16 protein-coding genes and 1 pseudogene are annotated in these 25,460 nt (G+C 69.0%); 2 read left to right on the forward strand and 15 right to left on the reverse strand.

All coding sequences use genetic code 11. From position 1 onward, the window contains the following. Positions 1–24 precede the first annotated feature (24 nt). A pseudogene (locus tag ACQPWU_RS33035) lies at positions 25–231 on the forward strand (ankyrin repeat domain-containing protein); the annotation flags it as partial. Positions 232–312: 81 nt separating this feature from the next. Here the strand turns inward: ACQPWU_RS33035 and ACQPWU_RS33040 are convergent. The 4 genes from ACQPWU_RS33040 to ACQPWU_RS33055 are packed head-to-tail and all read right to left on the reverse strand — an operon-like array spanning position 313 to position 9,720. Beyond that, complete coding sequence (locus ACQPWU_RS33040; protein ID WP_433428664.1) at positions 313–3,567, reverse strand: DUF2961 domain-containing protein; 3,255 nt, start codon at positions 3,565–3,567, stop codon at positions 313–315. A gap of 11 nt (positions 3,568–3,578) precedes the next feature. After that, a complete protein-coding gene (locus tag ACQPWU_RS33045) occupies positions 3,579–5,609 on the reverse strand; it encodes an N-acetylmuramoyl-L-alanine amidase (RefSeq protein ID WP_433428667.1) in 2,031 nt (676 codons plus the stop codon). A gap of 14 nt (positions 5,610–5,623) precedes the next feature. Continuing rightward, positions 5,624–7,102, reverse strand: coding sequence for an FG-GAP repeat domain-containing protein (locus ACQPWU_RS33050; RefSeq protein WP_433428669.1), 1,479 nt, complete (start codon positions 7,100–7,102; stop codon positions 5,624–5,626). Between the two features lie 14 nt (positions 7,103–7,116). Further along, positions 7,117–9,720 carry an FG-GAP-like repeat-containing protein gene (locus ACQPWU_RS33055; RefSeq protein WP_433428672.1) on the reverse strand — a complete coding sequence of 868 codons (2,604 nt, stop codon included), beginning with the start codon at positions 9,718–9,720 and terminating at the stop codon, positions 7,117–7,119. A 306-nt stretch (positions 9,721–10,026) separates the two neighbouring features. Here ACQPWU_RS33055 and ACQPWU_RS33060 point away from each other — a divergent pair, with 306 nt between their 5' ends. Continuing rightward, positions 10,027–11,001 carry a LacI family DNA-binding transcriptional regulator gene (locus tag ACQPWU_RS33060; RefSeq protein WP_433428674.1) on the forward strand — a complete coding sequence of 325 codons (975 nt, stop codon included), beginning with the start codon at positions 10,027–10,029 and terminating at the stop codon, positions 10,999–11,001. Here ACQPWU_RS33060 and ACQPWU_RS33065 read toward each other — a convergent pair. The 11 genes from ACQPWU_RS33065 to ACQPWU_RS33115 form a co-directional block, all read right to left on the reverse strand. After that, on the reverse strand, positions 10,998–12,437 hold the full coding sequence (locus ACQPWU_RS33065) for an FGGY-family carbohydrate kinase (protein ID WP_433428676.1): 1,440 nt from the start codon (positions 12,435–12,437) through the stop codon (positions 10,998–11,000). The two genes, ACQPWU_RS33060 and ACQPWU_RS33065, sit on opposite strands and share 4 nt — an antisense overlap. Then, complete coding sequence (locus ACQPWU_RS33070; protein ID WP_433428679.1) at positions 12,437–13,408, reverse strand: substrate-binding domain-containing protein; 972 nt, start codon at positions 13,406–13,408, stop codon at positions 12,437–12,439. Before ACQPWU_RS33070 ends, ACQPWU_RS33065 begins: the two co-directional genes overlap by 1 nt. Continuing rightward, complete coding sequence (locus ACQPWU_RS33075; protein WP_433428681.1) at positions 13,405–14,460, reverse strand: ABC transporter permease; 1,056 nt, start codon at positions 14,458–14,460, stop codon at positions 13,405–13,407. The genes ACQPWU_RS33070 and ACQPWU_RS33075 overlap by 4 nt, the downstream gene beginning before the upstream one ends. Then, positions 14,457–15,962 (reverse strand): sugar ABC transporter ATP-binding protein, encoded by a 1,506-nt coding sequence (locus ACQPWU_RS33080; RefSeq protein WP_433428684.1) that lies wholly within the window; start codon positions 15,960–15,962, stop codon positions 14,457–14,459. Before ACQPWU_RS33080 ends, ACQPWU_RS33075 begins: the two co-directional genes overlap by 4 nt. After that, the gene (locus ACQPWU_RS33085; RefSeq protein ID WP_433428686.1) at positions 15,959–18,358 is read right to left on the reverse strand and encodes a glycoside hydrolase family 172 protein; all 2,400 of its coding nucleotides are present in this window, start codon (positions 18,356–18,358) and stop codon (positions 15,959–15,961) included. The genes ACQPWU_RS33080 and ACQPWU_RS33085 overlap by 4 nt, the downstream gene beginning before the upstream one ends. Next, entirely contained in the window at positions 18,348–19,763 is a 1,416-nt protein-coding gene (locus ACQPWU_RS33090; RefSeq protein WP_433428689.1) for an L-fucose/L-arabinose isomerase family protein, read from the reverse strand. The genes ACQPWU_RS33085 and ACQPWU_RS33090 overlap by 11 nt, the downstream gene beginning before the upstream one ends. 485 nt (positions 19,764–20,248) lie before the next feature. Continuing rightward, entirely contained in the window at positions 20,249–21,256 is a 1,008-nt protein-coding gene (locus ACQPWU_RS33095) for a LacI family DNA-binding transcriptional regulator (RefSeq protein WP_433428691.1), read from the reverse strand. Between the two features lie 43 nt (positions 21,257–21,299). After that, a complete protein-coding gene (locus tag ACQPWU_RS33100) occupies positions 21,300–22,379 on the reverse strand; it encodes a glycoside hydrolase family 172 protein (RefSeq protein WP_433428693.1) in 1,080 nt (359 codons plus the stop codon). Between the two features lie 13 nt (positions 22,380–22,392). Then, positions 22,393–23,190 carry a carbohydrate ABC transporter permease gene (locus ACQPWU_RS33105; protein WP_433428696.1) on the reverse strand — a complete coding sequence of 266 codons (798 nt, stop codon included), beginning with the start codon at positions 23,188–23,190 and terminating at the stop codon, positions 22,393–22,395. Further along, positions 23,180–24,130, reverse strand: a complete 951-nt coding sequence (locus ACQPWU_RS33110; RefSeq protein WP_433428698.1) for a carbohydrate ABC transporter permease — start codon at positions 24,128–24,130, stop codon at positions 23,180–23,182. The genes ACQPWU_RS33105 and ACQPWU_RS33110 overlap by 11 nt, the downstream gene beginning before the upstream one ends. A gap of 33 nt (positions 24,131–24,163) precedes the next feature. Beyond that, positions 24,164–25,459: an ABC transporter substrate-binding protein gene (locus ACQPWU_RS33115; RefSeq protein WP_433428700.1), complete on the reverse strand. Its 1,296-nt coding sequence runs from the start codon at positions 25,457–25,459 to the stop codon at positions 24,164–24,166. Position 25,460 lies beyond the last annotated feature (1 nt).

The raw sequence follows: 25,460 nt of genomic DNA on the forward strand, positions 1-25,460 counted from the left end.
TGGATCCTGGGCCGGTTCGCGCTGCTGGGCCGTACCGACGTGGTGCGGGCGCTGCTGGACGGCGGGATGGCTGTGGACACCCGGGGCTGGAGCAATTTCACGCCACTCGACCAGGCCGCCATGCACGGCCGCACGGAGACGGTGCGGCTGCTGATCTCACGTGGCGCGGATCTGGACGATCGTGCCTTCGACGACGAGGGGCCGACGCCGCTGGACTGCGCGCTGTGGGGGCTGCGCGGCAACCGGGCGGAGGACGACGGCGAGAGCCCGCCCCCTGGCGGGACAGGAGACGGGCTCAGGCTGAGCGGCCGGTCAGCGGATCTGGCTCGGTTGCGGCCACTCCGTGCCGGCGGCGAAGTGGTCGTGCCACTTCGCCGCCACCGGCTGGAAGCGGCCGCTCTCGGACGTGGCCACGAACACGTCCGCGGCCTCGCCCCGCGTGAAGGCGATCACGTCGGCCTTGCCGTCGCCGTTGAAGTCGCCGACGCCCGGCACCTGGTCGCCGCCCGCGAAGTTGTCATGCCACTTCCAAGCGTTCTCCACGAACCTGCCTCCGTCCGACAGTGAGACGAACACGTCGGCCGCCGCCCCGCCGGTGAAGGTGGCGATGTCGTCGCGCCCGTCACCGTTGAAGTCGCCCACGGCGGGCGTCTCCGTGCCGACCGCGAAGTTGTCGTGCCAGCGCCACCCGTCCTGCCGGAAGACGCTGCCACTGGACAGTGCCACGAACACGTCGGCGGACGTGCCGCGGGTGAAGGTGGCGATGTCGTCCTTGCCGTCCCCGTCGAAGTCGCCCACGGCAGGGAACTCGTCGCCGATCGCGAAGCGGTCGTGCCACCTGCGCGCCGCCCCGAACCCGGACCCGGTCGACAGCGCCACCCACACGTCACCCGAGTCGCCCCGGGTGAACGTGGCGATGTCGTCGCGCCCGTCGCCGTCGAAGTCGCCCACGGCGGGGATCTCCGTGCCCGCGGCGAAGTAGTCGTGCCACTTCCACCCGTTCTGCACGAACTTCCCGCCGTCCGCCAGCGACACGTAGACGTCGGCGGAGCTCCCTCTCGTGAACGTCACCGCGTCGTCCCGCCCATCGCCGTCGAAGTCGCCCGTCAGGGCGATCTCCTGGTCGACCGCGAACGAGTCATGCCACTTCCACCCGTCCTGCACGAACTTGGTCCCGTCGGAGAGCGAGGCGTACACGTCGGCCGTGCTGCCCCGGGTGAAGGTGAGCACGTCGTCCTTGCCGTCCTTGCTGACGTCGGTGCGGGTGGGCGTGCCGGTGCGGGCGGAGACGACCTGGCCCACGTCGGCGGTGCGGCCCGACAGGTCCACCGCCTCCACCCGGTAGTACCAGGTGGCGCCGGCGGCCAGCGGGCCGTGGGTGAAGCCCGGCGTGCGGGTCGTGCCGAGCAGCGTGTCCTGCGCGGACGGCGACGTGGAGCCGTACACGCGGTATTCGCGGATGCCGAGGTCGTCGTCCGGCTCGCGCCAGGTGAGGTGCAGCGCGTGGTCGGTCCCGCCGGTCGGCGACGCGCCCTCGGTCGCCGAAGGGGCACGCGCGTCGACGTGCTGCGCGAGGACGAGGCTGTCGGCGGCGTACCTGGCTGCCGTCCACACCCCGGAGGTGGGGCGCAGCTCCACACGGATCAGCTGCTTGCCCCCGGTCACGCTCGCGGGGAGTGAGAACGTGTCCGCCAGCCAGCGCTGCGTGCCGTTGCCGAGCGGCTGCCGCCACTCGCCGACGTCGGTGCCGTCCACGAGGACGCGGGCCGCCTGGTAGGCGTTGGCCTGGTCGGAGGTACGCCGCAGCAGCACGCCCGCGTTCTCCCCGTCCAGGCCCAGCAGGAACGAGACCGCGCTCGACGTGGACCGGGTGACGCCGCGTACCGTCTGGTGGTCGTCGTCGCCCTCGTACACGGACGTGAGCGTGGCCTGGGTCGCCGCGCCGGTCTCCCGGTAGTCGTGCTCGGCCCTGCTGGTCGCGTCGCCCACGTCGAGGACGCTGGTGCGGTGCGTGCCGAACGTGGGCTGGGCGTAGAGGAAGGCGGTGGAGCCGTACGTGGCGGGGGTGTCGTTCTGGAAGCCGTGCTCGATGCCGAACCTCAGCGCGCTGGAGTACTCCACGCCGTCGGACAGCATGAGCCGGTACGTGGCGTCGCATTCGTACTGGCAGCCCCCGGCGAACTTCTCGTGTGCGGGGTTGCCGTTCAGCGGGTTGGAGAACTCGCCGCGGTTGAAGTACCAGCCGGACTCGTAGAAGTCCTCGCCGCCGGTGCCGTGCAGCTGCGGCGACAGGGCCGTGTCCACGTGGACGCGCTCGTCGCCCTCGAGGTACTGCCGCGTGTTGCCGCCGGCGACGAGCCCCTGCATGGTGTGCGAGACGCCGACGAACTTGCCGCGCCCCGTCCGGTCGGCGAACAGCCAGTCGGTGTCGCGTACGACGGCGCCGCGGCGGGACTCGGTGGTGAAGTAGCCCGCCTTGCCGCCGGGCACGAGCGCGTCGGCCCAGGCCGGGTCGGCCGCGGAGGTCACCTGCGCCTCGAGGTCCGTCAGCGTGCGCCCGGTGCCGTTGACCAGGCTGACCTTGGCCTCGGTCCGGTACGGCATCGGCCACCACGTCGTGTACCAGCCGCCCGGCGCCGTGTCCATGGCGAACAGCAGCGACTTGGCGGGATGCTCGCCCAGCCCCGAGCCGAAGAACTCGCCGACCGGCGAGTCGACGGTGGTGCGGCCGTCGAAGTCGAGCCGCAGCCGCAGCCCGGCCAGGGTGTCGTCGGTGGCCTGCGCGTCCGGGACTCGCACCCGCAGCGCGGAGATCGCGCCGGACCCGGTCACCCTTGCCATTTCCCGCTGCTGCCCCGCCGTCAGTGTCGCCTTCTGGGTGACGGTCTGGGCGCCCGGCTGGGCCGGTTTCGGGTCTCGGGTGCCGGACGCCTTCAGCAGGTTGACGACGTCGGTGGCGTTCTCGGTGACGTCGAACCTCTTCACCCCTTCCGCGTCCGGGAAGTGCCGGTAGGTGACGTGGTAGAAGAGGGGGTTGTTCTGTACGTACACGCGCATCGACTCGCGGTACGGCATCGGCACCTTGATGTAGACGCCGCCGGAGCTCTGGTCGGCGTTGGCCACCAGCGGGTAGACGAAAGGCCCGCCCACTTGTCCGTTGACCAGGGACTGGAGGGGTGCGCTGACGACGGTGGCGCCGTCCAGCTCGATGGTGATGGTGCCGGTGGCCGAGACGTCGCCCTCGTCCCTGGTGAACCAGATGGAGGAGATCTCGCCCGGCCCGGTGTCCTCGGCGATCACGCAGGAGCTGCCCGATTTGCGCAGGCAGGAGTAGGCGCCGTCGAAGCCGTCCTGGGTGTTGCCGCCGGCCCGGTCGAAGCTGGAGAACTGCCGGGTCTGCGTGCCTGGACTCAGGTAGGGGAGCCGGTCGAGGCGCCGGAAGACGTCCCAGCCGATCGGCCCCTTGCCGGCCCCCGCCGCCGCGACAGCGGGTTGCGCTGTGACGGCGACGGCGGAGGCGGCGATGAGCAGGCCCGTCGACAACGCGGCGAGCAGCTTTCGGGTCATGCTCGTCCCTTTCACAGGGTGGTCTCGCCGTCCAGGCCGAAGAAGTCGTGCCACTTGATCCCGGTGCCGAAGGCGGTGCCGGTGGACAGGCCGACGTAGACGTCGTTGGTGGTGCCGCGGGTGAAGGTGATGATGTCGTCCTTGCCGTCGCCGTTGTAGTCGCCGGTGTAGGGGAACTCGCCGTTCGGGGCGAACCAGTCGTGCCACTTCAGCCCGGGACCGAAGCCCTGGCCGTCGGAGATGGCCACCCAGACGTCGCCGAGGTTGTTGTTGGTGAAGGTGACGATGTCGTCCTTGCCGTCCCCGTTCACGTCCGCCACGCGCGGCTGCTCGCCCGCGAGCGCGAAGTTGTCGTGCACCTTGACCGCGGCGTTGAAGCCCGTCCCGGTGGACGTCGCCACGTAAACGTCGTTGGCCGAGCCCTGGGTGAAGACGATGATGTCGTCCTTGCCGTCCCCGTTCACGTCGCCCACGGCCGGGAACTCGCCGTTCAGCGCGAACCAGTCGTGCCACTTCATGCCCGTGCCGAAACCGGTCCCGTTGGACAGCGCCACATATACGTCGTTCGCCGAACCACGCGTGAACGTGACGATGTCGTCCTTACCGTCGCCGTCGAAGTCGCCCACCGCCGGGATCTCCCCGCTCGGGGCGAAGAAATCGTGCCACTTGGCGGCGGCCCCGAAGCTCGTCCCCGTGGAGGGAGCCACGTAGACGTCGGCATTCGCCCCGTGCGTGAACGTGACGATGTCGTCTTTCCCGTCGCCGGTGAAATCGCCGGTCAGCGGGGTCTCACCGCTCAGCGCGAAGTAGTCGTGCCACTTCACCGACGTACCGTCGAACCCGTTGCCGTTCGACGTCGCCACGTACACATCGGCATTTGCGCCGTGCGTGAACGTCACGATGTCGTCCTTGCCGTCACCGTTGAAATCCGCCGGGGAGCCGCCGAGGGCCGGGCCGCCGCCGTTGACCAGCGACATGTAGTAGTCCCAGTTCCAGTTCGGGCCGGGGTCGGTGTGGTCGTTGCCGGGCAGCTCGTTGTGGCCGACGATGTTGGCGCGGGTGCGGGCGATGCCCCACTTGTCGGCCAGGTACCTGGTCAGCGCGGCCGACGAGCGGTACATCGCGTCGGTGAACCACGACGGGTTGTCGACGTAGCCTTCGTGCTCGATGCCGAGGGCCTCGGGGTTGGAGGATCTGACGTGGTAGGCGGTGTCGGTGTCGCGGACCATCTGCGTGACGTCGCCGTCGGAGGAGCGGATCACGTAGTGGGCGCTGACCTGCGCGGACGGATTCTGGAACCAGTTGATCGTGCCGGCGTACGAGCCCTGGGTGACGTGGATGACGATCTTACGGATGGGGCTGGAGCGGCCGACCGAGTAGTTGTTGGGATGTGCGGGGACCCAGTGCGCGGGCGGGTAGTCGGTGCTCAGGATCCCGGCCTCGGCGTCACCGGTGGAGGCCGCCAGGGGTTTGACCTTCGCGTACTTGCCGCGGTCCGGGCTCACCTTGTGCGGCTGCACGACGACCTCAGGACCTTTGAGGCCCTGCGCGAGGATGCCGTACACGGTGTCGGCGTACAGGCGGGCGACCTGGTCGTCGGCGGCGCCGCTGTAGCGGGCGACGACCGGGTACCAGGCGTTGACGTCCTTGCGCTTGGACGCGTCGAGCCCCGCCTGGTCGGCGAGGGCGCGCAGGACCGCCGCGCCGCCGCGGATGTTGGCCGCGGTGTCGGTCTTCAGCTGGCCCTCGGACTCGCCGGTGAGCTTGGCGGCCTGTTCGAGGGTCTTGTTCTGCGGGTTGCTCACCAGGTGCATGACGCCGTAGCCGTTGGCGCTGCTGGGCTCGCCGTCGTGGTCGTCGAGGTGCGTCTCGCCGTAGCCAACCGCCACGAGCAGGTCCTTGGGGACCTGGTATTCCGCCGTCGCGTCGGCGAACGCCTCGTCCAGCCCGTCCGGCTGGGCGGCGACGGCGGGCCTGGCGGTGAGCAGGAGCCCGCCGACGGCCGCGCATAAGAGCGTCTTACGCACATGCTTCCACTGCATTGTTCCAGCTCCTTCTAGAGGGTGGTCTCGCCGTTGAGGCCGAAGAAGTCGTGCCACTTGATCCCGGTGCCGAAGGCCGAGCTGCCGTTCGACAGAGCCACGAACACGTCGTTGGCCGAGCCCTTGGTGAAGGTGACGATGTCGTCCTTGCCGTCGCCGTCGAAATCGCCGGTGTAAGGGAACTCGCCGTTCGGGGCGAACCAGTCGTGCCACTTCAGCCCGGGACCGAAGCCCTGGCCGTCGGAGATGGCCACCCAGACGTCGCCGAGGTTGTTGTTGGTGAAGGTGACGATGTCGTCCTTGCCGTCCCCGTTCACGTCCGCCACGCGCGGCTGCTCGCCCGCGAGCGCGAAGTTGTCGTGCACCTTGACCGCGGCGTTGAAGCCCGTCCCGGTGGACGTCGCCACGTAAACGTCATTGGTCGAGCCCTGGGTGAAGACGATGATGTCGTCCTTGCCGTCCCCGTTCACGTCGCCCACGGCCGGGAACTCGCCGTTCAGGCCGAAGAAGTCATGCCATTTCTGGCCCGCGCCGAACCCGTTCCCGTTGGACAGGGCCACGAAGACGTCCTGCGTCGTCCCGCGGGCGAAGGTCGCGATGTCGTCCTTGCCGTCGCCGTCGAAGTCGCCGACGGCCGCTGTTTCGCCACCGGGTGAGAAGTAGTCGTGCCATTTCGCGGCGGGACCGAAGCCGTTGCCGGTGGAAGCCGCCACGTACACGTCGCCGCTGGAGCCGTGCGTGAACGTGACGATGTCGTCCTTGCCGTCACCGGTGAAGTCGCCGGTGTAGGTGGTCTCGCCGCCCAGGCCGAAGAAGTCGTGCCACTTCACCGAGGTGCCCTCGAACGACGTGCCGTCCGACGTGGAGACGTACACGTCGGCCGAGGCGTTCTTGGTGAACGTGATGATGTCGTCCTTGCCGTCGCCGTTGAAGTCGGCCGGCGAGCCCGCCTGCATGCCGTGCATCCACGCGGCCTCGTTCAGGAGTGAGCGGGCCTTGGCCTCCGACTGGTCGTAGCGGTCGGGGAAGGCGGAGCGCTGGACGCTCTGGGCGAGCTGGCCGGGGCTGTAGCCGGGGTTGGCCGCGTCGTTCTTGATGGCCCGGGTGAAGAACGAGTTGGCGGCGAAGCTGACGTCGAGGATCTGCTCGGGGGTGCCCCATCCCTGGCTCGGGCGCTGTTGGAAGACGCCGAGTGAGTCCTTGTCGCCGCAGTTGAGGTTGTTCATGTGGGACTCGACCCAGCCGGTCTCGAACGCCGCGAGCATCACCTTGTCGTTGGCGTCGAGGCTGCGGCCGACCCGGTAGACGGCCGTCGTGACCCACTGGTCATGGGTGGAGGGGACGGAGGGGCAGGCGAGAAGCAGTTCGGCGTTGGAGCGGTGCGGCTGCTTGCCGGGGTCGGGGGCTGCCTGGGCGGGCAGGGCGGAAGCCACGGCGATGGCCAGCGCGCCCGCGGTGATGGATAACGCGCGGCGAACTCGGATCTTTCTCATGGTGTTCTCCTGAATCAGAGGGTGGTTTCGCCGTTGAGGCCGAAGAAGTCGTGCCACTTGATCCCGGTGCCGAAGGCCGAGCTGCCGTTCGACAGGCCCACGAACACGTCGTTGGCCGAGCCCTTGGTGAAGGTGACGATGTCGTCCTTGCCGTCACCGTCGAAATCGCCGACGTAGGGGAACTCGCCGGCCGGGGCGAAGTCGTCGTGCCATTTGGCGGCGGTCTTGAATCCCGCGCCGTCGGAAAGGGCCACGTACACGTCGGCGGCGGGGTTGCCGGTGAAGGTGGCGATGTCGTCTTTCCCGTCGCCGTTGAAGTCGCCCACGCGGGGCTGTTCCGCGCCGGGAGCGAAGTTGTCGTGCGCCTTGGTGGCGGGGCCGAAGCCGGTGCCGGTGGACAGGGCGACGTAGACGTCGGCCGTGGCGCCCTGGGTGAAGACGATCAGGTCGTCCTTGCGGTCACCGTTGACGTCGCCGAGGGCCGGGAACTCGCCGTTGAGCGCGAACCAGTCGTGCCATTTCTGGCCCGCGCCGAAGCTCGTGCCGGTCGACAAGGCCACGTAGACGTCCGCGTCGGAGCCGCGCGTGAAGGTCACGATGTCGTCCCTGCCGTCGCCGTTGACGTCGCCGACCGCCGGGATCTCGCCGCTGGGCGCGAAGTAGTCGTGCCATTTGGCGGCGACGCCGAAGCCGGTGCCGGTGGACGGGGCCACGTACACGTCGGCGTTCGTCCCGTGCGTGAAGGTGACGATGTCGTCCTTGCCGTCACCCGTGAAATCGCCGGTCAAAGGGGTCTCGCCGCTCGGGGCGAAGAAATCGTGCCACTTGCCGGACGCGCCGAAGCCCGTCCCGGTGGAGGCGGCCGCCCACACGTCCGCGCTCGACCCGTGCGTAAAAGCGACGATGTCGTCCTTGCCGTCACCGGTGAAATCCGCCGGCGAGCCGCCGAGCAGCATCCCGGTGGTGCCGCCGTAGTAGACCTCGAGCTCGGCGATGGAGGTGAACGTGCGGGTGCCGCCGGGCGCGCCGATGACGCGCACGCCGTCGCCGTCCACCGGGTTGAACCCCAGCTCGTACGTGCGGTTCGGCCCGGCCGTGTTGTCGTACGGGTAGTCCGGCGTGACGCGCAGCCCGCTCACGTCCACCCATTCGTGGTTCCTGCGCACCTGCACCCGGAGGTCCTGGGCGAACCAGCCGCCGTCGCCGAACATCTGCCCGCTGGTGAAGACGACCTTGTTCATCAGGTATTCGCGCGGCCAGGTGTAGCCCCACCAGCTGGCGCCCTTGCGCTCGTCGTTCCAGTCGTCCTCGCTCTGCGCCTTGTTACCGTCGTTGTAGTAGCCGACGTTGCCGAAATGCGCCACCCGTTCGATGCCCACCGTGCCCGGCTCGCGGGCCAGGTTCCTGGCGCCGTCGGGCGTGTTGGCCGGGGCGGTGTCCACGTGCGGCTCGAGGCGCATCTTGCGCAGCGAGAACGTGTACGCCCAGTGCTGCCCCTCGGGGAAGCCGCCGCCGCATGGGCAGACGTTCGACTGGAGCCACATGGACTTGCCGTCGGCGCTGATGTATTTGGACGGGATCGTCGTGGCGTAGCCGCCGTGCTTGGTCGTGGTCCACGGGTAGCCGCCGAAGTCCTTGCCGGAGAACTGCTTCCACGGGCCCCACGGTGTGGGCGACTCGTAGAACTCGAAGGTGTACTCCGTCCAGGACGTGTAGATGTAGCGGTTGAGCGGCTTGTTGTAGACCACGCCGCCCTGGCTGACCACGGTCATGTTCTTGGCCCGGTTGGCGGTGTAGACGTCCTGGTAGATGTGCCGGTCGTCGTGCATGACCGCGACCCGCCTGCCGATGTCCGACGTCCAGGTGGGCGCGCCTGAGGCGGTGAAGCCGCTGACGAACTCCCAGGCCGCCCGGTTCTGCACCTGGTCCTTCGGCACCCTGGCCAGCCACAGGTCCACCGGATCGGGCACGTGGCCGCTGAAGGAGTCGCGCCAGTTGTGGTCGAGGCCGTAGGCGTAGACGTAGCCGTCGGGGGCGTTGCCGTACGCCTTGCCGTAGTCGAGGAAGAAGACGGTGGTGAACAGGCCGTTGTCGAACATCGGCGCCGACCGGTCCCACGTCCACGTCCGGCCGTGGTCGGTCGACTTCGCGATCGTCGCGGCCGGGGCGTCGTCGAAGTCGAACGCGAGGTCCTGCACGGCCAGGTAGAGCGTGCCGCCCACGCAGGCCATGCCGGTGGGCTTGCGGGTGTGGTTCGGCTTCCACACCTGGCCGACGTTGTCGCCGATCGGCAGCTGCGCGCCGGCCAGGTTGCCCGGCATGCCGGAGATGCGGGCCACTCCGATGTCGCTGTACGCGGTGCCGAAGCCGACGCCGTCGCCGTACGCGGTGTACACGTTGTCGTCGTCGGACCAGCAGTTCGGCCACAGGTCGCCGTGGTTGCGGTTGTCGCCCACGGCGGGCGCGCCGACCGTGGCGCCGGAGTCGATCTGCACAGTCGAGAAGAACGGGCTGGGCGGCGGTGAGACGGCGGCCGTGGCTTCCGGGACGGCCGCCAAGGCTGTTGTCAACAGGCCGGCCAGGCCCGTGGCCAGACATCGTCGAACGATCGAGAACATGGCTTCTCCTGGCAGTACGGGACCCTGAGCGCGCGGCAGTCAGGAGGCCGTGAGGGTGGGGGTGAAGGGAGAAGAGAGTGAGCAATCGATTTCTGGATGAACGTACAATCGCGCCCTGACACCCGTCAAGCCCTGAATTGTCAGGATTTAAGTCGAGCATTTCCGCAGCTAGACCACTACATTTCAATATTTCAAGAAATGTGGAAGTATGATCATGGAGGGAAAGCGATTCCTGGACCAGGACTTCGACCCCGGTCCGCGCGAGGCAGGGGGTACGGGGCTCCGCGATGGTAGAAACTTGGAGCGATGCCCACTATCTACGACGTCGCGCGTGAGGCCGGTGTGTCCGCCGCCACCGTCTCCCGCGTGCTCAACGGCGCCCGCACCGTCGACCCCGCCATGGTCGCGCGGGTGCTCACCGCGGTCCGCGAGCTCGGCTACCGTCCCAACGCCGTGGCGCGCAACCTGCGGCGCAGCCGTACGACACTCTGGGCAGTGATCATCTCCGACATCGGCAACCCGTTCTTCACCGCCATGGTCCGCGGCATCGAGGACGTCGCCCAGCAGGAGGGCTACTCGGTCGTGCTGTGCAACAGCGACGAGAACCCGGCCAAGGAGGAGACGTACGTCGCGGCGGCGCTGAGCGAGCAGATGGCAGGCGTGATCATCTCGTCGTCCGGGAGCGTCAAGGCGGCCAAGACCCTGATCGAATCGCCCATCCCGGTCGTCGCCGTCGACCGCGAGCTGCCCCGGGGCGTCGTGGACACGGTCGTGGTCGACAACGAGGCGGGCGCGCGCACGGCCACGGAGCACCTGCTCGCGGCCGGATACCGGCGGATCGCGTGCATCACGGGGCCCGAGGGCGTGAGCACCGCCGACCTGCGCCTGCGCGGCTACACCGCCGCCCTGTCCACGCCTCCCGTGATCGTCCGTACGGACTTCCGCGAGCAGGGGGGTTACGACGCCATGGCCTCACTGCTGTCCTCTCCCGAGCCTCCCGACGCGGTGTTCGTGGCCAACAACCTGATGACGGTGGGTGCGCTGCGCTGCCTGACGGAGCGCGGCGTGGACGTGCCCGGGGCGATGGGGCTGGTCGGCTTCGACGAGATCCCGTGGGCTGACCTGGTGCATCCCTCGCCCACGACGGTGACGCAGCCGACGTACGAGCTGGGCCGGATGGCCGCCCGGCTCCTGGTCGACCGCATCGCGGCCCCTGCGGCCAAACCCGCCACGATCGTCCTGCCCGCCGAGCTCCACCCGCGCCAGAGCAGCTCCCGCTAACGCGCCGCGAGCTCGTGGGCGATGTGGGACGTCGAGCCGTACAGGTCCCGGTAGAGCTCGTACAGCCGCCCGTAGTCCTCGGCCGCCCCCGGATCGGGCTCCACCACGGAGGCGGGCGGGTTCCAGCCGTCGCTCGAGACCCCCACCGCGCCCGCGGCCAGCATGGCGTCGCCGAAGGCGGCCCCGACCGTGTGGGCGGGCAGCACCTGCGCCTGCTGCAGCACGTCCGACACGATCCGCGTCCACAGGCCGCCCTTCGTACCACCTCCCACCGCCACCAGCCGCTTGGCCGACCCGCCCGCCGACCGCATGGCCTCCAGGTTGTGCCGCACCCCGAAGGCGGTCGCCTCCAGCGCGGCCCGGTACAGGTGCCCGCGCCCGTGCCGCAGCGTCAGCCCGATCAGGGTGCCGCGCGCGTCCGGGTCGAAGAGCGGCGTCCGCTCCCCCGCGAAGTAGGGCAGCATGAGCAGCCCCTCCGCCCCACGTCCCACGGCGGCGGCCTCGTCCGTGAGCGAGGAGTACGACGCGCCGGTCAGGTCCCGCAGCCATCCGGTGATCGCCCCGGAGGTGGCCATCCCCGCCGCCAGGTTGTACGTCCCAGGCGACACCCCGGCCGTCCCCCACAGCCGCGGCGACACGGCCCGCGAGGCGAGAACCTCGACCAGGAACATCGTCGTGCCGTACATCAGCATGACGTCCCCCGGCGAGGTCACCCCGACGCTCAGCGCCTCGGCCCACGCGTCGATCGTCCCGGCGACCACCGGGATCCCCTCGGGCAGCCCGGTCGCCGCCGCCGCCGACCTTGTCACCGTGCCGGCGACGTCGCCGCTCCATGCCAGCGCGGGCAGCTCCACCTCGGGGAAGAGGTCCCAGTCGCTGATCCACTCATGGGTACGGGTGTCGTACAGCGGCGTGCACTGGCTGGCCGAATGGTGGTCGAGCACGTAGGCGCCGGTCAGCCGGTGCACCAGCCACGAGTGCGCCATGAACATCCGCCGGGTCCGCCCCCACACCTCGGGCTCGTGGGTCCGCAGCCACTCCAGCTTGGGCCCCACGGCCTGGGAGGTGAGCGGCGACCCGCACCGCTCCAAGATCTCCGCGGCGCCGTACCGGGAGGTCTGCGCCGCGATCTCGGCGGTGGCGCGCGTGTCCACCCCGTACAGGATCGCGGGCCGCAGCGGCGTGCCGTCCTGCGTGCAGGGCAGCACGCACGGACCGATGCCGCTCAGCCCGACGGCGGCGATGTCCGGGCGGGCCAGCTCCGCCACGATCGAGGCGAAGTCCGCCCACCAGACATCCTGCGCGGAGTGCTCGAACCAGCCCGGCCGCGGCGTGGCGGTATGGTGCTCGCGTACCGCGGTGGCCACGACCGTGCCGCCGGGCGCCACGAGCACCCCTTTGGAGCTCGAGGTCCCGATGTCGACGCCGAGGAACATCAGTTCTGGCCCGACAGGTCGTACTGCTTGTACAGCTCGGCCGCGTTCTCCTTGGTGACCTGCGTGGTGCCGAGCACCTGCTTCTTCTCCGCCTGCCGGCCGTGCAGGATCTTGTTGACGGTGTCGGCCGCCTCCTGCGCGCCCGTCGGGTAGATGAAGGTGGCCGAGAGCTGGCCGAGCTGGACCGCGCGGATGCCGCCGTCGGGGATGGCCAGGCCGTCGATGCCGATGAACTTGATCTTGTCGGCCTTGCCCGCCGCCTGCGCCGCCAGGTACGCCCCCAGCGCCATCGGGTCGTTGTGCCCGTACACGAGGTCGATCTGCTGGTTCTGGGCCAGCCACTGCTGCATGATCGGCGTGGCCTGCTCCTTCAGCCACTTGCCCTCGCGGTCCGCGATGATCTTGATCTTGGGGTTGGCCGCGATGGCCTCGCGGAAGCCCTTGTCGCGGTCGATCTGCGGCTGGTTGGACATGATGCCGCGCAGCTCGACGATGTTGCCGCCGTCCGGCAGCAGCTTGACCGCCTCCTCCCCCGCCTTCCTGCCGATGAGCACGTTGTCGCCGCCGATGAAGGCGGTGTAGCAGTCGGTGTTCACGGTGCGGTCGAGGACGATCACGGGGATCTTCGCGTCGCACGCCTGCTGCACGGCCGCCGTCAGCGGGGCGGGCTCGGTGGGCGAGACGATGAGCGCGTCGACCTTCTGGGTGATGAAGTTCTGGACCTGGGAGACCTGGGTGGCGCTCGACTGCTTGGCGTCGGCGATCGGCAACAGCTCGATGTCCGGATATTTCTTCAGGAAGTGCTGCAGCTGCAGGTTGAGCTGGGCCCGGTACGGTTCGGCGTTGTTCGACTGCGAGTAGCCGACGACGAACTTCTTCTTCGCACCTGATGACGCCGACGGCGCGGGCGCCTTGGACGCGCACGCGGCGGCCAGGAGCGCACAGAGCACAAGAGTGATGGTCTTCTTCACGATCGAGACCCTCCCCGGAGGAACTTGAAGAGATCGGGACGCTGCAGGACGACCGCCACGACGACGATCAGTCCCTTGATCACGAGCTGCCAGTTGTCACTGACCGCGTTGAGGCCGAGCACGTTGTCCAGGAGCGTCAGGATGAGAGCCCCGACGAACGTGCCCGCGATCGTGCCCTTGCCGCCCGCCAGCGACGCCCCGCCGATGACCGCGGCGGCGATGGCGTCCAGCTCGAACGACTGCCCGGCCTGCGGGTCGGCCGAGGCGCTGTAGGCTGCGTCGATCGGCCCGGCGAAACCGGCCAGCATGCCGGACAACGTGAACACCGCGATCGTGACCGCCGTGACGTTGACGCCGGACAGCCGGGCCGCGGTGGGGTTGCCGCCGACGGCGTACACGTGCCGGCCGAACCGGGACTTCGTCAGGATCAGGTGGAAGACGATGCAGACCACGATGAACGCCAGCACCGGGTAGTAGAACCGGTCGAACAGGTTGTGGCCGGGCGTGCCGAACACCTGGAACGCCTCCGCCTGCGGCGTCAGCTTCCCGTCGGGCCCGGCGATCTGGGTGCCGACGCTGACGTTGTCGCTGACCTGCCGGTCGAGACCGCGTACGACGGACAGCATGGCCAGCGTCATGACGAACGACTGGATGCGCAGCCATGCGGTGCCGGCGCCGTTCAGGAACCCGAACAGGGCTCCCACGACCATGCAGATCGGGACGATCTGCCACGGCTCCAGCGAGAACTTGGAGAGCATCATCGCGGCCGTCATCGACGCGATGCCCAGCAGCGAGCCGACGGACAGGTCGATGCCGCCGGTCAGGATCACCAGCGTGACGCCGACGGCCAGGATGCCGCGGGAGGCGAAGGCGCCGATGGCGTTGGTGAGGTTCGTCTCGTTCAGGAACATCTCGCCCTTGGTGGCGATCCCGACGGCGAGGATCAGCACCAGGCCGATGTACGCCTGCGCGGCCCCGAGGGCGGAGAGCGTACGCCGCATCCGGCTCTCCCCCGGCGCCTTGACGGGCGGTGCGGTCTTCACGGTTGTCATACGGTCACCTTTTGTCTGGCCATGGCGGCCTCGAGAATCGCCTCCTGCGTCGCCTGGCCCGCGCGGAACTCAGCGGTGATGCTGCCCTCGCAGAGCACGAGGATCCGGTCGCACATGGCGAGCAGCTCGGGCAGCTCGGACGAGGCCACCAGCACGCCCTTGCCCTCCGAGGCGAGCGACGACATGAGCGCGTGGATCTCCGCCTTGGCGCCCACGTCGATGCCGCGCGTGGGCTCGTCCATGAGGATCAGCGACGGCGTGGTCAGCAGCCACTTGGCCAGCACGACCTTCTGCTGGTTGCCGCCCGAGAGGTTGCCGACGGTGAAGCGGGTGCCGGGGGCCTTGACCCGCAGCTCGCGTACCTGCCGCTCGACGGCCGCGTTCTCGCGTCTGGCGTCCACGACTCCGAGCCGCAGGAACCGCTTGAGCGAAGGCAGGCTGGCGTTGAAGCCGATGGTGTTGCCGAGCACCAGGCTCTGCGCCTTGCGGTCCTCGGCGACCAGCGCGACGCCGCGCCTGATCGCGCCTTTCGGGCTCTTCGGCCGGTACGGCTTGCCGCCCAGGGTCATCTCGCCCCGGGCCGGCCTGTGCGCGCCGAAGATGGATTCCAGCAGCTCACTGCGGCCGGCGCCCATCAGGCCGGCGACGCCGACGATCTCTCCCGCCCATACGGACAGGGAGATGTCACGCAGCGCGGTACGCCCCGAGCCCGGCTCGCCGGGCACCGACAGCCCCTCGACCTTCAGCAGCTCCTCGCCCGTGGAGTCGCCGTCGGCGCGGGGGAACATCTCGCCCAGGGGGCGCCCGACCATCATCTGAATCAGCTCGTCCCGGTTGATGCCGGAGCGCTCGCCGATGTACTGGCCGTCGCGCAGCACGACGACCCGGTCGGCGATCTCCTCCAGCTCCTCCAGGCGGTGCGAGATGTAGATGACGGCCACGCCGCGTCCGGTCAGGTCGCGGATGACCTCGTACAGCCGGTGCACCTCCGCGTCGGCCAGGGCCGAGGTGGGCTCGTCCATGACCAGGACGCGGACGTTCTGCGACAGGGCCTTGGCCACCTCGATGAGCTGGCGTTCGGCGATCTTGCACTGCTTGATGAGCGTGCGCGGCGAAAGGTCCAGCCCGAGGCCGCGCAGCAGCTCGGCGGTGCGCGACTCCGTGGCCTTCCGGTCGAGGATCGCGCGTTCCCGGCCGAGGAAGATGTTGTCCGCGATGGACAGCTCGGGCACCAGGTTGAGCTCCTGATGGATCATGGCGATGCCGTGCCGCCGGGCGTCCTTGGGCGAGTGGATGTGCGCGACCTCGCCGCCGACCTCGATCTCGCCCTCGTAGTCCTTGAACACCCCGGCCAGGATGTTCATCAGCGTGGACTTGCCCGCGCCGTTCTCCCCGAGGAGGGCCACCACCTCGCCCTCCGCCACGGTGAGCGACACCCCGTCCAGGGCCCGCACGCCGGGGAAGGACTTGCCGATGGCCCGCATCGTCAGAACCGTCGTCACCTCAGGCTCCACGCCGTGTAGGAGGCCGCCGACCAGGGGCTCTTCGGAGTGAGCCGGACGGTGATCTCGCGCTGCCCGCTGGTGAGGCCCGCCGGGATCTGATAGACGTCCTCCAGCCACCTGCGGGTCTGGTTGCCCAGCGGCTGCACCCAGTCGGGCAGCTTGCGCCCGTTGACGGTGACCTCGGCGTGCTGCCCGGCGACGCTCTGGTCGCTGGTACGGCGCAGCTCGACGCCCTGGTTACCCCGGTCGATCTTCAGCTTGAAGGTGACCGGATCCTGGGTGACGCGGTGGGTGGCCTTGAGCGTCACGGGGTTCCTGAAGTCGCCTTCGAACGCCGACTCCAGCGTCGCGACCTCGCCCTGGCCGGTGTAGCCGTGCGACTGCTCGCTCGCCTGGTCGCCGACGGTGAGGCTGTCGGTCTGGGCGGCGCTCGCCTGGTCGCGGCCGTACCAGTAGGCGGTGGAGGAGTAGACGCCCTCGACGTCGTTCGTCCATCCGTGCTCGATGTCGAACGTGAGCGAGCTCCCGAACGGCACCGCGTCGCCGATCATCAGCCGGTACGCGCCGGTGCAGTCGTTGCCGGCCGGGCAGCCGGTCGCGGGGGCGAGGTGCGCGGTGTTGCCGTGGAAGGGGGTGCTGAAGGTCTCGCGGTTGAAGTACCAGCCCGCCTGGTAGAAGTCCTCGGTGCCGGTGCCGTGGATCTGCGGGGTACGCGAGCCGTCGACGAAGACGCGCTCGTCACCCTCCAGGTAGTTGCGGGTGGTCGGGCCGCGCATGGTGTGGCTGATCCCGACGAATTTGCCTTGCCCTGTTGCGCGCAGAAAGGTCCAGCTCTTGCCGGGGGTGGTGCCGCCGGCGCGGGACTGCGTCCTGAAATATCCAACATTTCCTGATATTGGGCGGTTCGCCGATGCGACCGAAGCCTGCCCCTCGATCGTGCGGTCGGAGTCGTTGTACAGCTCGACCGTCGCGCCCGTCCTGTACGGCATCGGCCACCAGGCGTTGAGTGTGCTGGTCGTGGCGTCGATGTCGTACATCAGCGACTTGACCGGCAGCATCGCGTGCCCGCTGCCGAAGAACTCACCGACCGGCGAGTCGACCGTACGCCGGCCGTCGAAGCTGATCCGCAGCCGCAGCCCCTGCAGGATCTCCTGCGCCGTCCTGATTTCGGCCAGCTGGCCCTGGTCCATCGGGAAGGCGAAGGTCCGCTCGCCCTGCCAGGTCTGTGCGACGATCTTGTAGTTGTGCGCCGCCTCGCCGGCCGCGTCGCCCACGTCCACCGTGTCGGTCCGCTTGCCGTTGCTGTCCACCCAGTACGTGAACTCGTTGTAGTCGAGGTCCGACGAGACGAACACGTTCTTGATCGTGATCTGCGACTTGCCCTTGGTCGCTGCGGCCGGCAGGTCCACGACCTCGTCGGCCCACATCCCGGCGGCGCCCAGCTTGCTCGGCGCCCACTGGGCGGCCTCCTGGCCGTCCACCAGGACCTTGGCGACCTGCCTGCCGATGGCCGGGTCGATGCGCCTGGTCAACCGCACCCCGTCGTTGGCCGGGTCGATCTTCACCGTGAACTCGCTGGAGCCGTTCGCGCCGAACGCCCGGCCCTCGTCGGCCTCGGTCTTCGGCAGGACCTGCTCGGCCTGGGGCAGCTTGAGCCTGATCCCCGACAGCAGGCCCGAGCCCTGCGTGCGCGCCACCCGTACCGACGCGCCGGGAGCGAGGCTGATCGCCGCGTCCTGCGTGCGGGTGCCCGGGATCGCGGGCTTGGGGTCGCCGCCCGCCTTGAGTCGGTCGATGACGTCCTGCGCCTTGTCGGCCGGGTCGAACGTGCTCACGCCCTCGGCGTCGGCGAACGTGCGGTAGCTGACGTGGTAGAAGAGCGGGTTGTGCTCGGTGGTGATCCGCATCGAGCGGGTGAACGGCATCGGCACCTCGACGTAGACGCCGCCGGAGCTCTGGTCGGCGTTGCCCACGAGAGGGTAGGCGAAGGGGGCGCCGAGCTTGCCGTTCACCAGGTCCTGGAGGCTCGCGTCCACCACTTTCTCGCCGTCCAGCTCAATGGTGATCTTGCCGGTCCTGGTGACGTCACCCCCATCCCTGGTGAACCAGATGGCCTGCACCTCACCGGCGCCGGTGTGCTCGGCGATCACGCAGCCCTGGCTGGTGGTGCTCAGGCACGAGTACTTGCCCTCGAAGCCGTCGTTGTTGTCGCCGGTGCGGTCGAAGCTGGAGAACTGCTTGGTCTGCACGCCGACCGGCAGCTCGGGCAGCCGGTCGAGCCTGCGGTAGACGTCCCACCCGACGGGGCCCTTGGCGGTCGTCGCCGCCAGCGCGGGAGCCGCTGAACCCGCCACGACCAGGGCGGCCGTCGCCAGAATCACACTAAGCCGCATCGCCGAACCCCTCGAACTCGACACCCAGCTGCTTGCAGACCGCCTCCAGCTCGGCGACGTAATCACCGGGGACCGCGTGGATGTGGTTGGAGCCGAACCGGCCGAGGAACTCGGTGGCCGGCACGTGCAGCCTGGTGAAGGCGTGCGGCCACTCGAACGTGGACTGCCGGGCCATCGCCTCGTTGGTGGCGTCGTCGTACAGCTCGAAGTCGCCGCGCATCACGTGCATGCGGTAGTCGCCGTCCCTGCGGGTGAGGCGGGCGAAGGTGGCGGCGCCGGGGGCGGCGAGGTGATGCACGCCGGCTCCGCCCGCCGGGAAGAAGAACACCTCGGGGTAGAAGTGCGTCCTGGCGAGGTTCTCCTCGGGATCGTCGGACCTCGCCGCGTACCAGGTGGCGTGCTGACCCGAATTGCACAGATCCCAGACGTCCTTGTCCGCGTGGTAGTGACGGACGTCGGCGAAGAGCACGGGGTCGCCGCTCAGCAGCTTCAGGATCTGCATCGTCAGGGCGCCGTCCATGTCGGCCTCGGTGGCGCAGACGTGGGTGTCCTTCGGGCCCTCCCAGTCGTACGGGTCGTTCAGGAAGGCCTCGGCGATGTCCATCGTGCAGAAGTGGGTGGTCAGCTCGGGCTGGCCCTTGATGCCGGAGAAGTCCAGGTTCCACTCGTCGATGAGCTCGCGCATCGCGTAGTACGTGCGGATCTGGCGTTCCAGCAGGTCAGGGGTGAGCTGCTTGCCGTCGTAATGGACGTTGCCCTTGGTCTCGAGCCATTCGCGGGCCTCCTTGACGCGGGTCTGTGACGCGTTCTCGCTGCGGCGGACGATCTCCCACTGGTCGATCTCCTCGACGTCGACGCCGAACGTACGCATCCACTGGTCGGTGTTGGCGACGGCGGTGTACATGCCCATGGGCCGGCCGCCGATCCTGCCGAACGTCGAGCCGCGCAGCCCCCTCACGGCCTGCGCGGCCCGGACCTCGGTCAGCACGCGCTCCCTGACGGCGGGGTCGTCGATGTCGCCCCAGGCCCTCGCGTGCACCCGCCCGATCTGGTCCAGGCCACCGCCACCGGCGAGCATGCCGACCATGCCGGGCTGCGCCGGGTCGATGTTCGCCATGAGGAGCAGCGGTCCGGGGGTGGACTCGGCGGCCAGCATGGTGAAGTGCGGGAAGGCCCAGACCGCGTAGTTGAAGATGGTCAGATCGGGCCTGCGATCGGCCAGCCACCGGGCCTGCGACGTGGCCAGTTCGTTGGTCCACACGATCTCCGGCGCCACGATGACCTCGTGCCCCTCCTTGCGCAGGGCCTCTGCGAGGGCGGTGGTGGCGTTGGTGATGTGCTCCACGAGATCGCGGGCGACGAAGTCACGCCCGTCCGAGATGCTCAGCACTCCGATACGTGCCACGGGGTATGTCCTCCATACTCAAGAAATCGATTGCTCAGAAATCGATTTCCACTCAAGCTAAATCTCACCCTTCGGACCGTCAATCCCGCATCACATCACAGAATCGCAACGGTGAACCGATTTCTCGCCGCTCTTCGCAAACCCCCAGCCCACCGGTTGAGCCGACGCGGACACGAGCACCCCTGTAACTCGCACCGCCATCGCAGGCACGGTCGTTGGTCCCACCACGGACACGCGGCCGTGGGCGCCGCCGCGATCGGGGCCGCCGTCATCGGGCCCGCCGCGGTCGGACGCACCGCCGCCGGACTCGTCGCCGTTGAAAAGCGCCGCCGTGGAAGTGCCGCCGTTGGGCGCGCCGTCATTGGAGGCGCGGCCGTTGGCGCAACGCACATCCACACACCAGCACGCCATGACCCCGGCACGCCGGCAGGGCGCCGGTGCCCCGGACACGAAAGCCCAGACCCGTGGAGCCCGCCACAAGCCGCTCAGCCCAGGCGGGGCCGGGAGCTTTCGCGGGGGTGGAGTTCCGTCTGCAGCACCATCCGGGCGGCCGGACGGCTCGGGTTCTCGATCCGGTCCGCGAGCAGTTGCGCCGCCGCCCGCCCCAGCTCGTACGTCGGCTGCCGGACCGTACTCAACCCGGGCCGGAACAGCCGGGCCCACGGAATGTCGTCGAATCCGATCACCCCCAGCCGCTCCGGAATCGGCACCTCCCGCTCGGTCAGGCACTCCACCGCCCCGACCGTCATCAGGTTGTTGGCGGCGAACACCGCGTCCATCTCCACCCCTTCGTCCAGCAGCGCGGCCATGGCCGAGTAGCCGCCCGCCTCCCGGAAGTCCGCGTGCCGCACCAGAGCACGATCCACCGGCACGCCGAAGGCGCGCAGGGCCCGGTGGTAGCCGCGGAGCCGCTGCATGGCCGTCGACATCCGGCGCGGGCCCGTGATGCAGGCGATCCGCCGGTAGCCGGACGACAGCAGGTGCGTGGTGGCCATCTCCGCGCCCTTCTCGTTGTCCACCAGCACCGCGTCCACCTCGGTCTCGGCCAGTTCCCGGTCGATGGTGACCACGGCGGTCCCGGCGGCGACCAGCGTGCTGATGTCCGTGGAGTCGTCCGCCGGGGAGATGATCACACCGGCCATGTTGTCGGCCAGCGCCACCGCGATGTACTCGGCCTCGCGTGCCCGGTTCTCGTCCGTGTTGCACAGCACGACCGAGTACCCGAACTGCCGGCCCCCGTCCTCCACCCCCCGTACCAGGGAGGTGAAGAACGGGTTGCCGACGTCGGAGACGAGCACCGCCCACAGCGTCGTCTGCCTGCGCCGGAGATTGCGCGCCACCCCGTTCGGCCGGTATTCGAGCTCGCGTACGGCCGCGAGCACGCGGGCCGCCAGCTCCGGGTTGACCGTGGAGCGGCCGTTGAGCACGCGGGAGACCGTCGCGGCGGAGACCCCGGCGTGCCGCGCGACGTCCTGGATTTTGACCAAACTCATCCCATCTCAGCGAAGCGACGCGGGCGGGGGTGTGGGAAATCGATTACGCTCGCGGGAACGGCAGCCGCTCCGCCACCGGTGCGAGCCCGAACGGCTTGTGAGGCAGCGTCTGGTACCAGTACGCGACCGACGAGAAGTCGTCAGAGCGCTTGTTCGCGTGGCCGTGCTCGATCGTCACCCTGATGGACTCGGTGAAGGTGATCGGGTCCTCGACGTGGAAGCGGTAGAGGGAGATCTCGCCGCTCCAGTTGTCCCCGCCGGGCATGGTGATGCCGTGGTACGGCGCGTGGTACGTCTGCGTAGGGCACCAGGCGGTGTTGAAGTAGTCCTCGGTGCCGGTGCCGTGCAGCGAGGGCGGGAACGGCTCCCCGTCGATGAAGATCATGTCATCGCCCTCGCCGTACCAGTTCCAGTCGCTGGTCTCGCGCAGGTTGCGGATGTTGAGCACGCACCCCACGTAGTGGCCGCGCCCGGCGGCGTCGAGGATGACGTAGTTGCCGTCGCCCGTGTCGTTGATGCCCTCGACCTGGAACTCGCGGTTGCTCTGCGTGCCCTGCGGGATCCCGTCGGTGGGCCGCTCGCGCCGCCACTGCGCGTGGAAGTAGCCCAGGTCGCCGGCCGCCGAGTCGAACAGCTCGTAGTCGATGTAGTAGTAGAAGAAGACCGGCTCGGCCGACAGCTCACTGATCAGCTCCACTCGGGCCCGCCGCGCGAACGGCATGTGGAACCACGAGTTGAAGGCCTTGCCGTCCTGCGGGCTCATCTGCAGCGGCGCCGAGACGAAGTTCGCGGTCTTGGCGTGGCCCATGCCGAAGAAGTCGCCGAGCGGTACCAGCACGCTCGGGTGCTCCTGGTCGTCCCAGGTGATCTTCAAGACGAGCCTGCGCAGGTAGTCGACGTCGACCGCGTCCGGCACGTCCTTCAGCGGCAGCGCCACCGTGCACCAGATGTGGTTGATCGAGCCGGGGCCCTCGATGTCGGCCAGGGTCACGGTGGTGCCCGCCTGGACCGTCAGCCGGTCCTCGTTCCCGCCCGTACGATCGTAGCTCGAGACCCGCTTGCGCCGGGACGTCCGCAGGCGGGGCAGGTCACGCAGGCTGCTGCCGTGATTTCCGTAGGTCATGCCGTCGAATCCTTTACTTCAGTCCGGAGGTCTTGATCGCCTCGACCAGGCGTCGCTGGCCGAGCACGAACGCGATCAAGGTGGGCACGGCCGCGATCACCGTCGCGGCCAGGACGTAGTTCCAGGCCGAGCCGTACTGGCCTTGGAGGGTGGCGATCCCGACCTGCACCATGCGTAGATCGGGGTCGCGGGTGGCGGTCAGCGGCCAGAGGAACGCGTTCCAGTTGGCCAGGAAGAACAGCACGGCCAGCGAGGCGAGCACGGGCCGGCTGAGCGGCACGACCACCTGCCACCAGCGCCGGAGATATCCGCATCCGTCGAGGTCCGCGGCCTCCTCCAGCTCGCGCGGGATCGTCAGGTAGTACTGCCGGAGCAGGAAGATCCCGAACGCGTGGAAGATCGCCGGCAGGATCAGCCCCGCGTACGTGTCCAGCAGCCCCAGCTGCTTGGCCACGAGGAACAGCGGCACGAGGATGACCGGCAGCGACACCAGCAGCGTGGACACGATCATCGAGAAGATGACCTGCCGCCCGGGGAAACGCAGCCTGGCCAGCGCGTACGCGGCCATCGAGTGCAGCACGAGCGCGACCACCGTGACGGCCACGGAGACGAGGAGGCTGTTGAGCATGTACGTGCCGATGGGCACCTCGGTCAGCACGTAGAGCAGATTGTCCAGGGTCAGCTTCGAGGGCAGCGCCACGTCGAACAGCTCGTCCGCCGGCTTCAGCACCGTCACCAGCAGCCAGACCAGCGGCGCCACCGTGACGGCCGCCAGCACGTATCCGACGAGGGCGCGCAGCCTAACCGACATCGAACCTGCCTCCCTTCGTGAGCCCGAACATGAGCCCCGTGGCCACGACCAGGAACCCGACGACCACCGTGGTCAGCGCCGCCGCGTAGCCGTAGTTGTTGAAGGTGAAGGCCTGTTGGTAGATGTAGAAGACCACGCTGGAGGTGCTGTTGGCCGGGCCGCCCCTGGTCAGCACGTACACGAGGTCGAAGGCCTGCAGCCCGGTCACCGCGCCGACGGTCGAGTTGACCAGCACGAAGAAGCTGGTCGGACGGAGCAGCGGCCAGATGATGTGGCGGAAGCGCTGCCACGAGGTCGCCCCGTCGACCCGTGCCGCCTCCTCGTACTCCTTCGGGATGTCCTTGAGCCCGCCCAGCAGGATCAGCATCTGGTATCCCATGAGGAACCAGATGCTGATCACCACGAGCGACCCGAGCGCCAGCGCGGGATTGCCGAGGAACGACACGTCGCCGAGCCCCACGGGCCGCAGCAGCGCGGGCACCGCGCCCTGCTTGTCGGCCAGCAGGAACTGCCAGACCACGCCGACCACGACGAGGCTGATGACGTGCGGCAGGAAGAACATCGTGCGCACCAGCCCGACGCCGGGGAAGTGGTCACGGACCAGCAGCGCGAGCCCGAGGCTGACGACGAAGCCGATGGGGACGAAGGTCACCATGTACGTCAGCGTGACCTTGACGCTCTGCCAGAGCTGCGCGTCCTCGGCCATCTGCCGGAAGTTGTCCAGGCCCACGTACGTGTAGCCGCCGAACCCGTCCACGCTGAACAGCGACACCCCCACGGCCAGGACCATGGGGAGCCCGACGAAGATCAGCAGGCCGAGCAGGTCGGGCGCCACGAACGCGTACCCGGCCAGCGCCTCCCGCCTGCGACGGGTCCACACCGGGGGCGCGGCGCCGGTCTCTTTCCCGATCGCCGTGCCCGGATCGACCAATGTGGCCATGCCTACCACCTCTCCGCTTCAGCTCCGCGAACGTCAGAGCATGGCCGCACCCTTGTAGCCCTTCAGGAAGGTGTCGATCTTGGACGCGGCGTCCGCCGCCGCCTTCGCCGGGTCCACCCCGCCGAGCTGGGTGGCCTGGATGGCGTCCGAGACGGCCTTGTACACCTCGGGCGTGTAACGGGGCTCGCCCCGCCCGCCCGGGACCACCTGCTCCAGGAAGACCTTGAGCGCGGGCTTGTCGAACGCTCCCGCCGCCTTGGCCGCCTCCTGGACGGACTTGCGGGCGGGCAGGTTCGTCTTGACGACCGTGTTCCACTGCCGTCCGCGCTCCACACCGGCCGCGTCCGTGGCGCCCAGCGCCCAGGCGATGAACTTGGCCGCCGCCTCCGGGTTCGCGCCCTTGGCGTTGGCCACGAACGCCCACCCGCCGATATCGGTGGTGTAGGTCCCGCCATCGGGAACGGGAAGCGGGAACACGCCGTACTTGAAGTCCTTCTTCTCCTGCTCCAGCTGGGACACCGACCAGATGCCGCTCTGCTGCATGGCGACGTATCCGCTGCCGAGGTTCGCCGGTGCGTTGCCCGCGCCGTCGCCCTGCGGCTTGCGCGGCGCGACCTTGGTGTTGACGGCGTCCTGCCAGAGCTTCAGCGCGTTGTGAACGCCGGTCGCGTTGAACCCGGCCCCGCCGTTCTGCGGCACGGCCGAGCCACCGGCCATCCACATGAACGGGTACCACGTGAAGTTCTGGTAGTAGCCGGGGATGGTCTCGAAGAGGATGCCGAACCGGTCCTTGGTGGTCAGCTTGGCGGCCACGTCGAGCAGCTGGTCCCAGGTCTTGGGGATGTCGCCCTCTGACAGCTTGGCCTGCTCGAAGGCGTCGATGCTGTAGTAGATGGCCAGCGGCTCCTGCTCCATGGGCAGGCCGTAGATCTTGCCGTCCACCTTGCGCGTGTCGAGCACGCCGCCGTCGAAGTCGGCGATCTGGTCGGGCTTGAGGTACGGCGTGAGGTCGGTCAGCACATGGCCGTTGTGATAGCGGAGGAAGTCGCCGGGGCTGAGCAGGAAGATGTCGGGGCCTTGGCCTGCGGAGAAGGCGGTCTGCAGCGCGGTGCCGGCGAGGTATTCGGAGACGGGCAGGTAGTGGAGCTTGACCTTGACCTCGTTGCCGGCGTTCCAGGCGGCCACGAGGTCGGTGAACCACTTGCTCTGCGCGTCGGCCTGCGGGTTGGGGCCGTAGAAGTTCCAGAACGTCAGCTCTTTGGCGTTGCCGCCCTTCGCCCCGCCCCCGCACGCGGACAGCAGCGGCGCGGCCATCGCAGAACCTAACATG

It is taken from the genome of Nonomuraea sp. CA-141351 (assembly GCF_050944675.1).
GTDB lineage: Bacteria > Actinomycetota > Actinomycetes > Streptosporangiales > Streptosporangiaceae > Nonomuraea.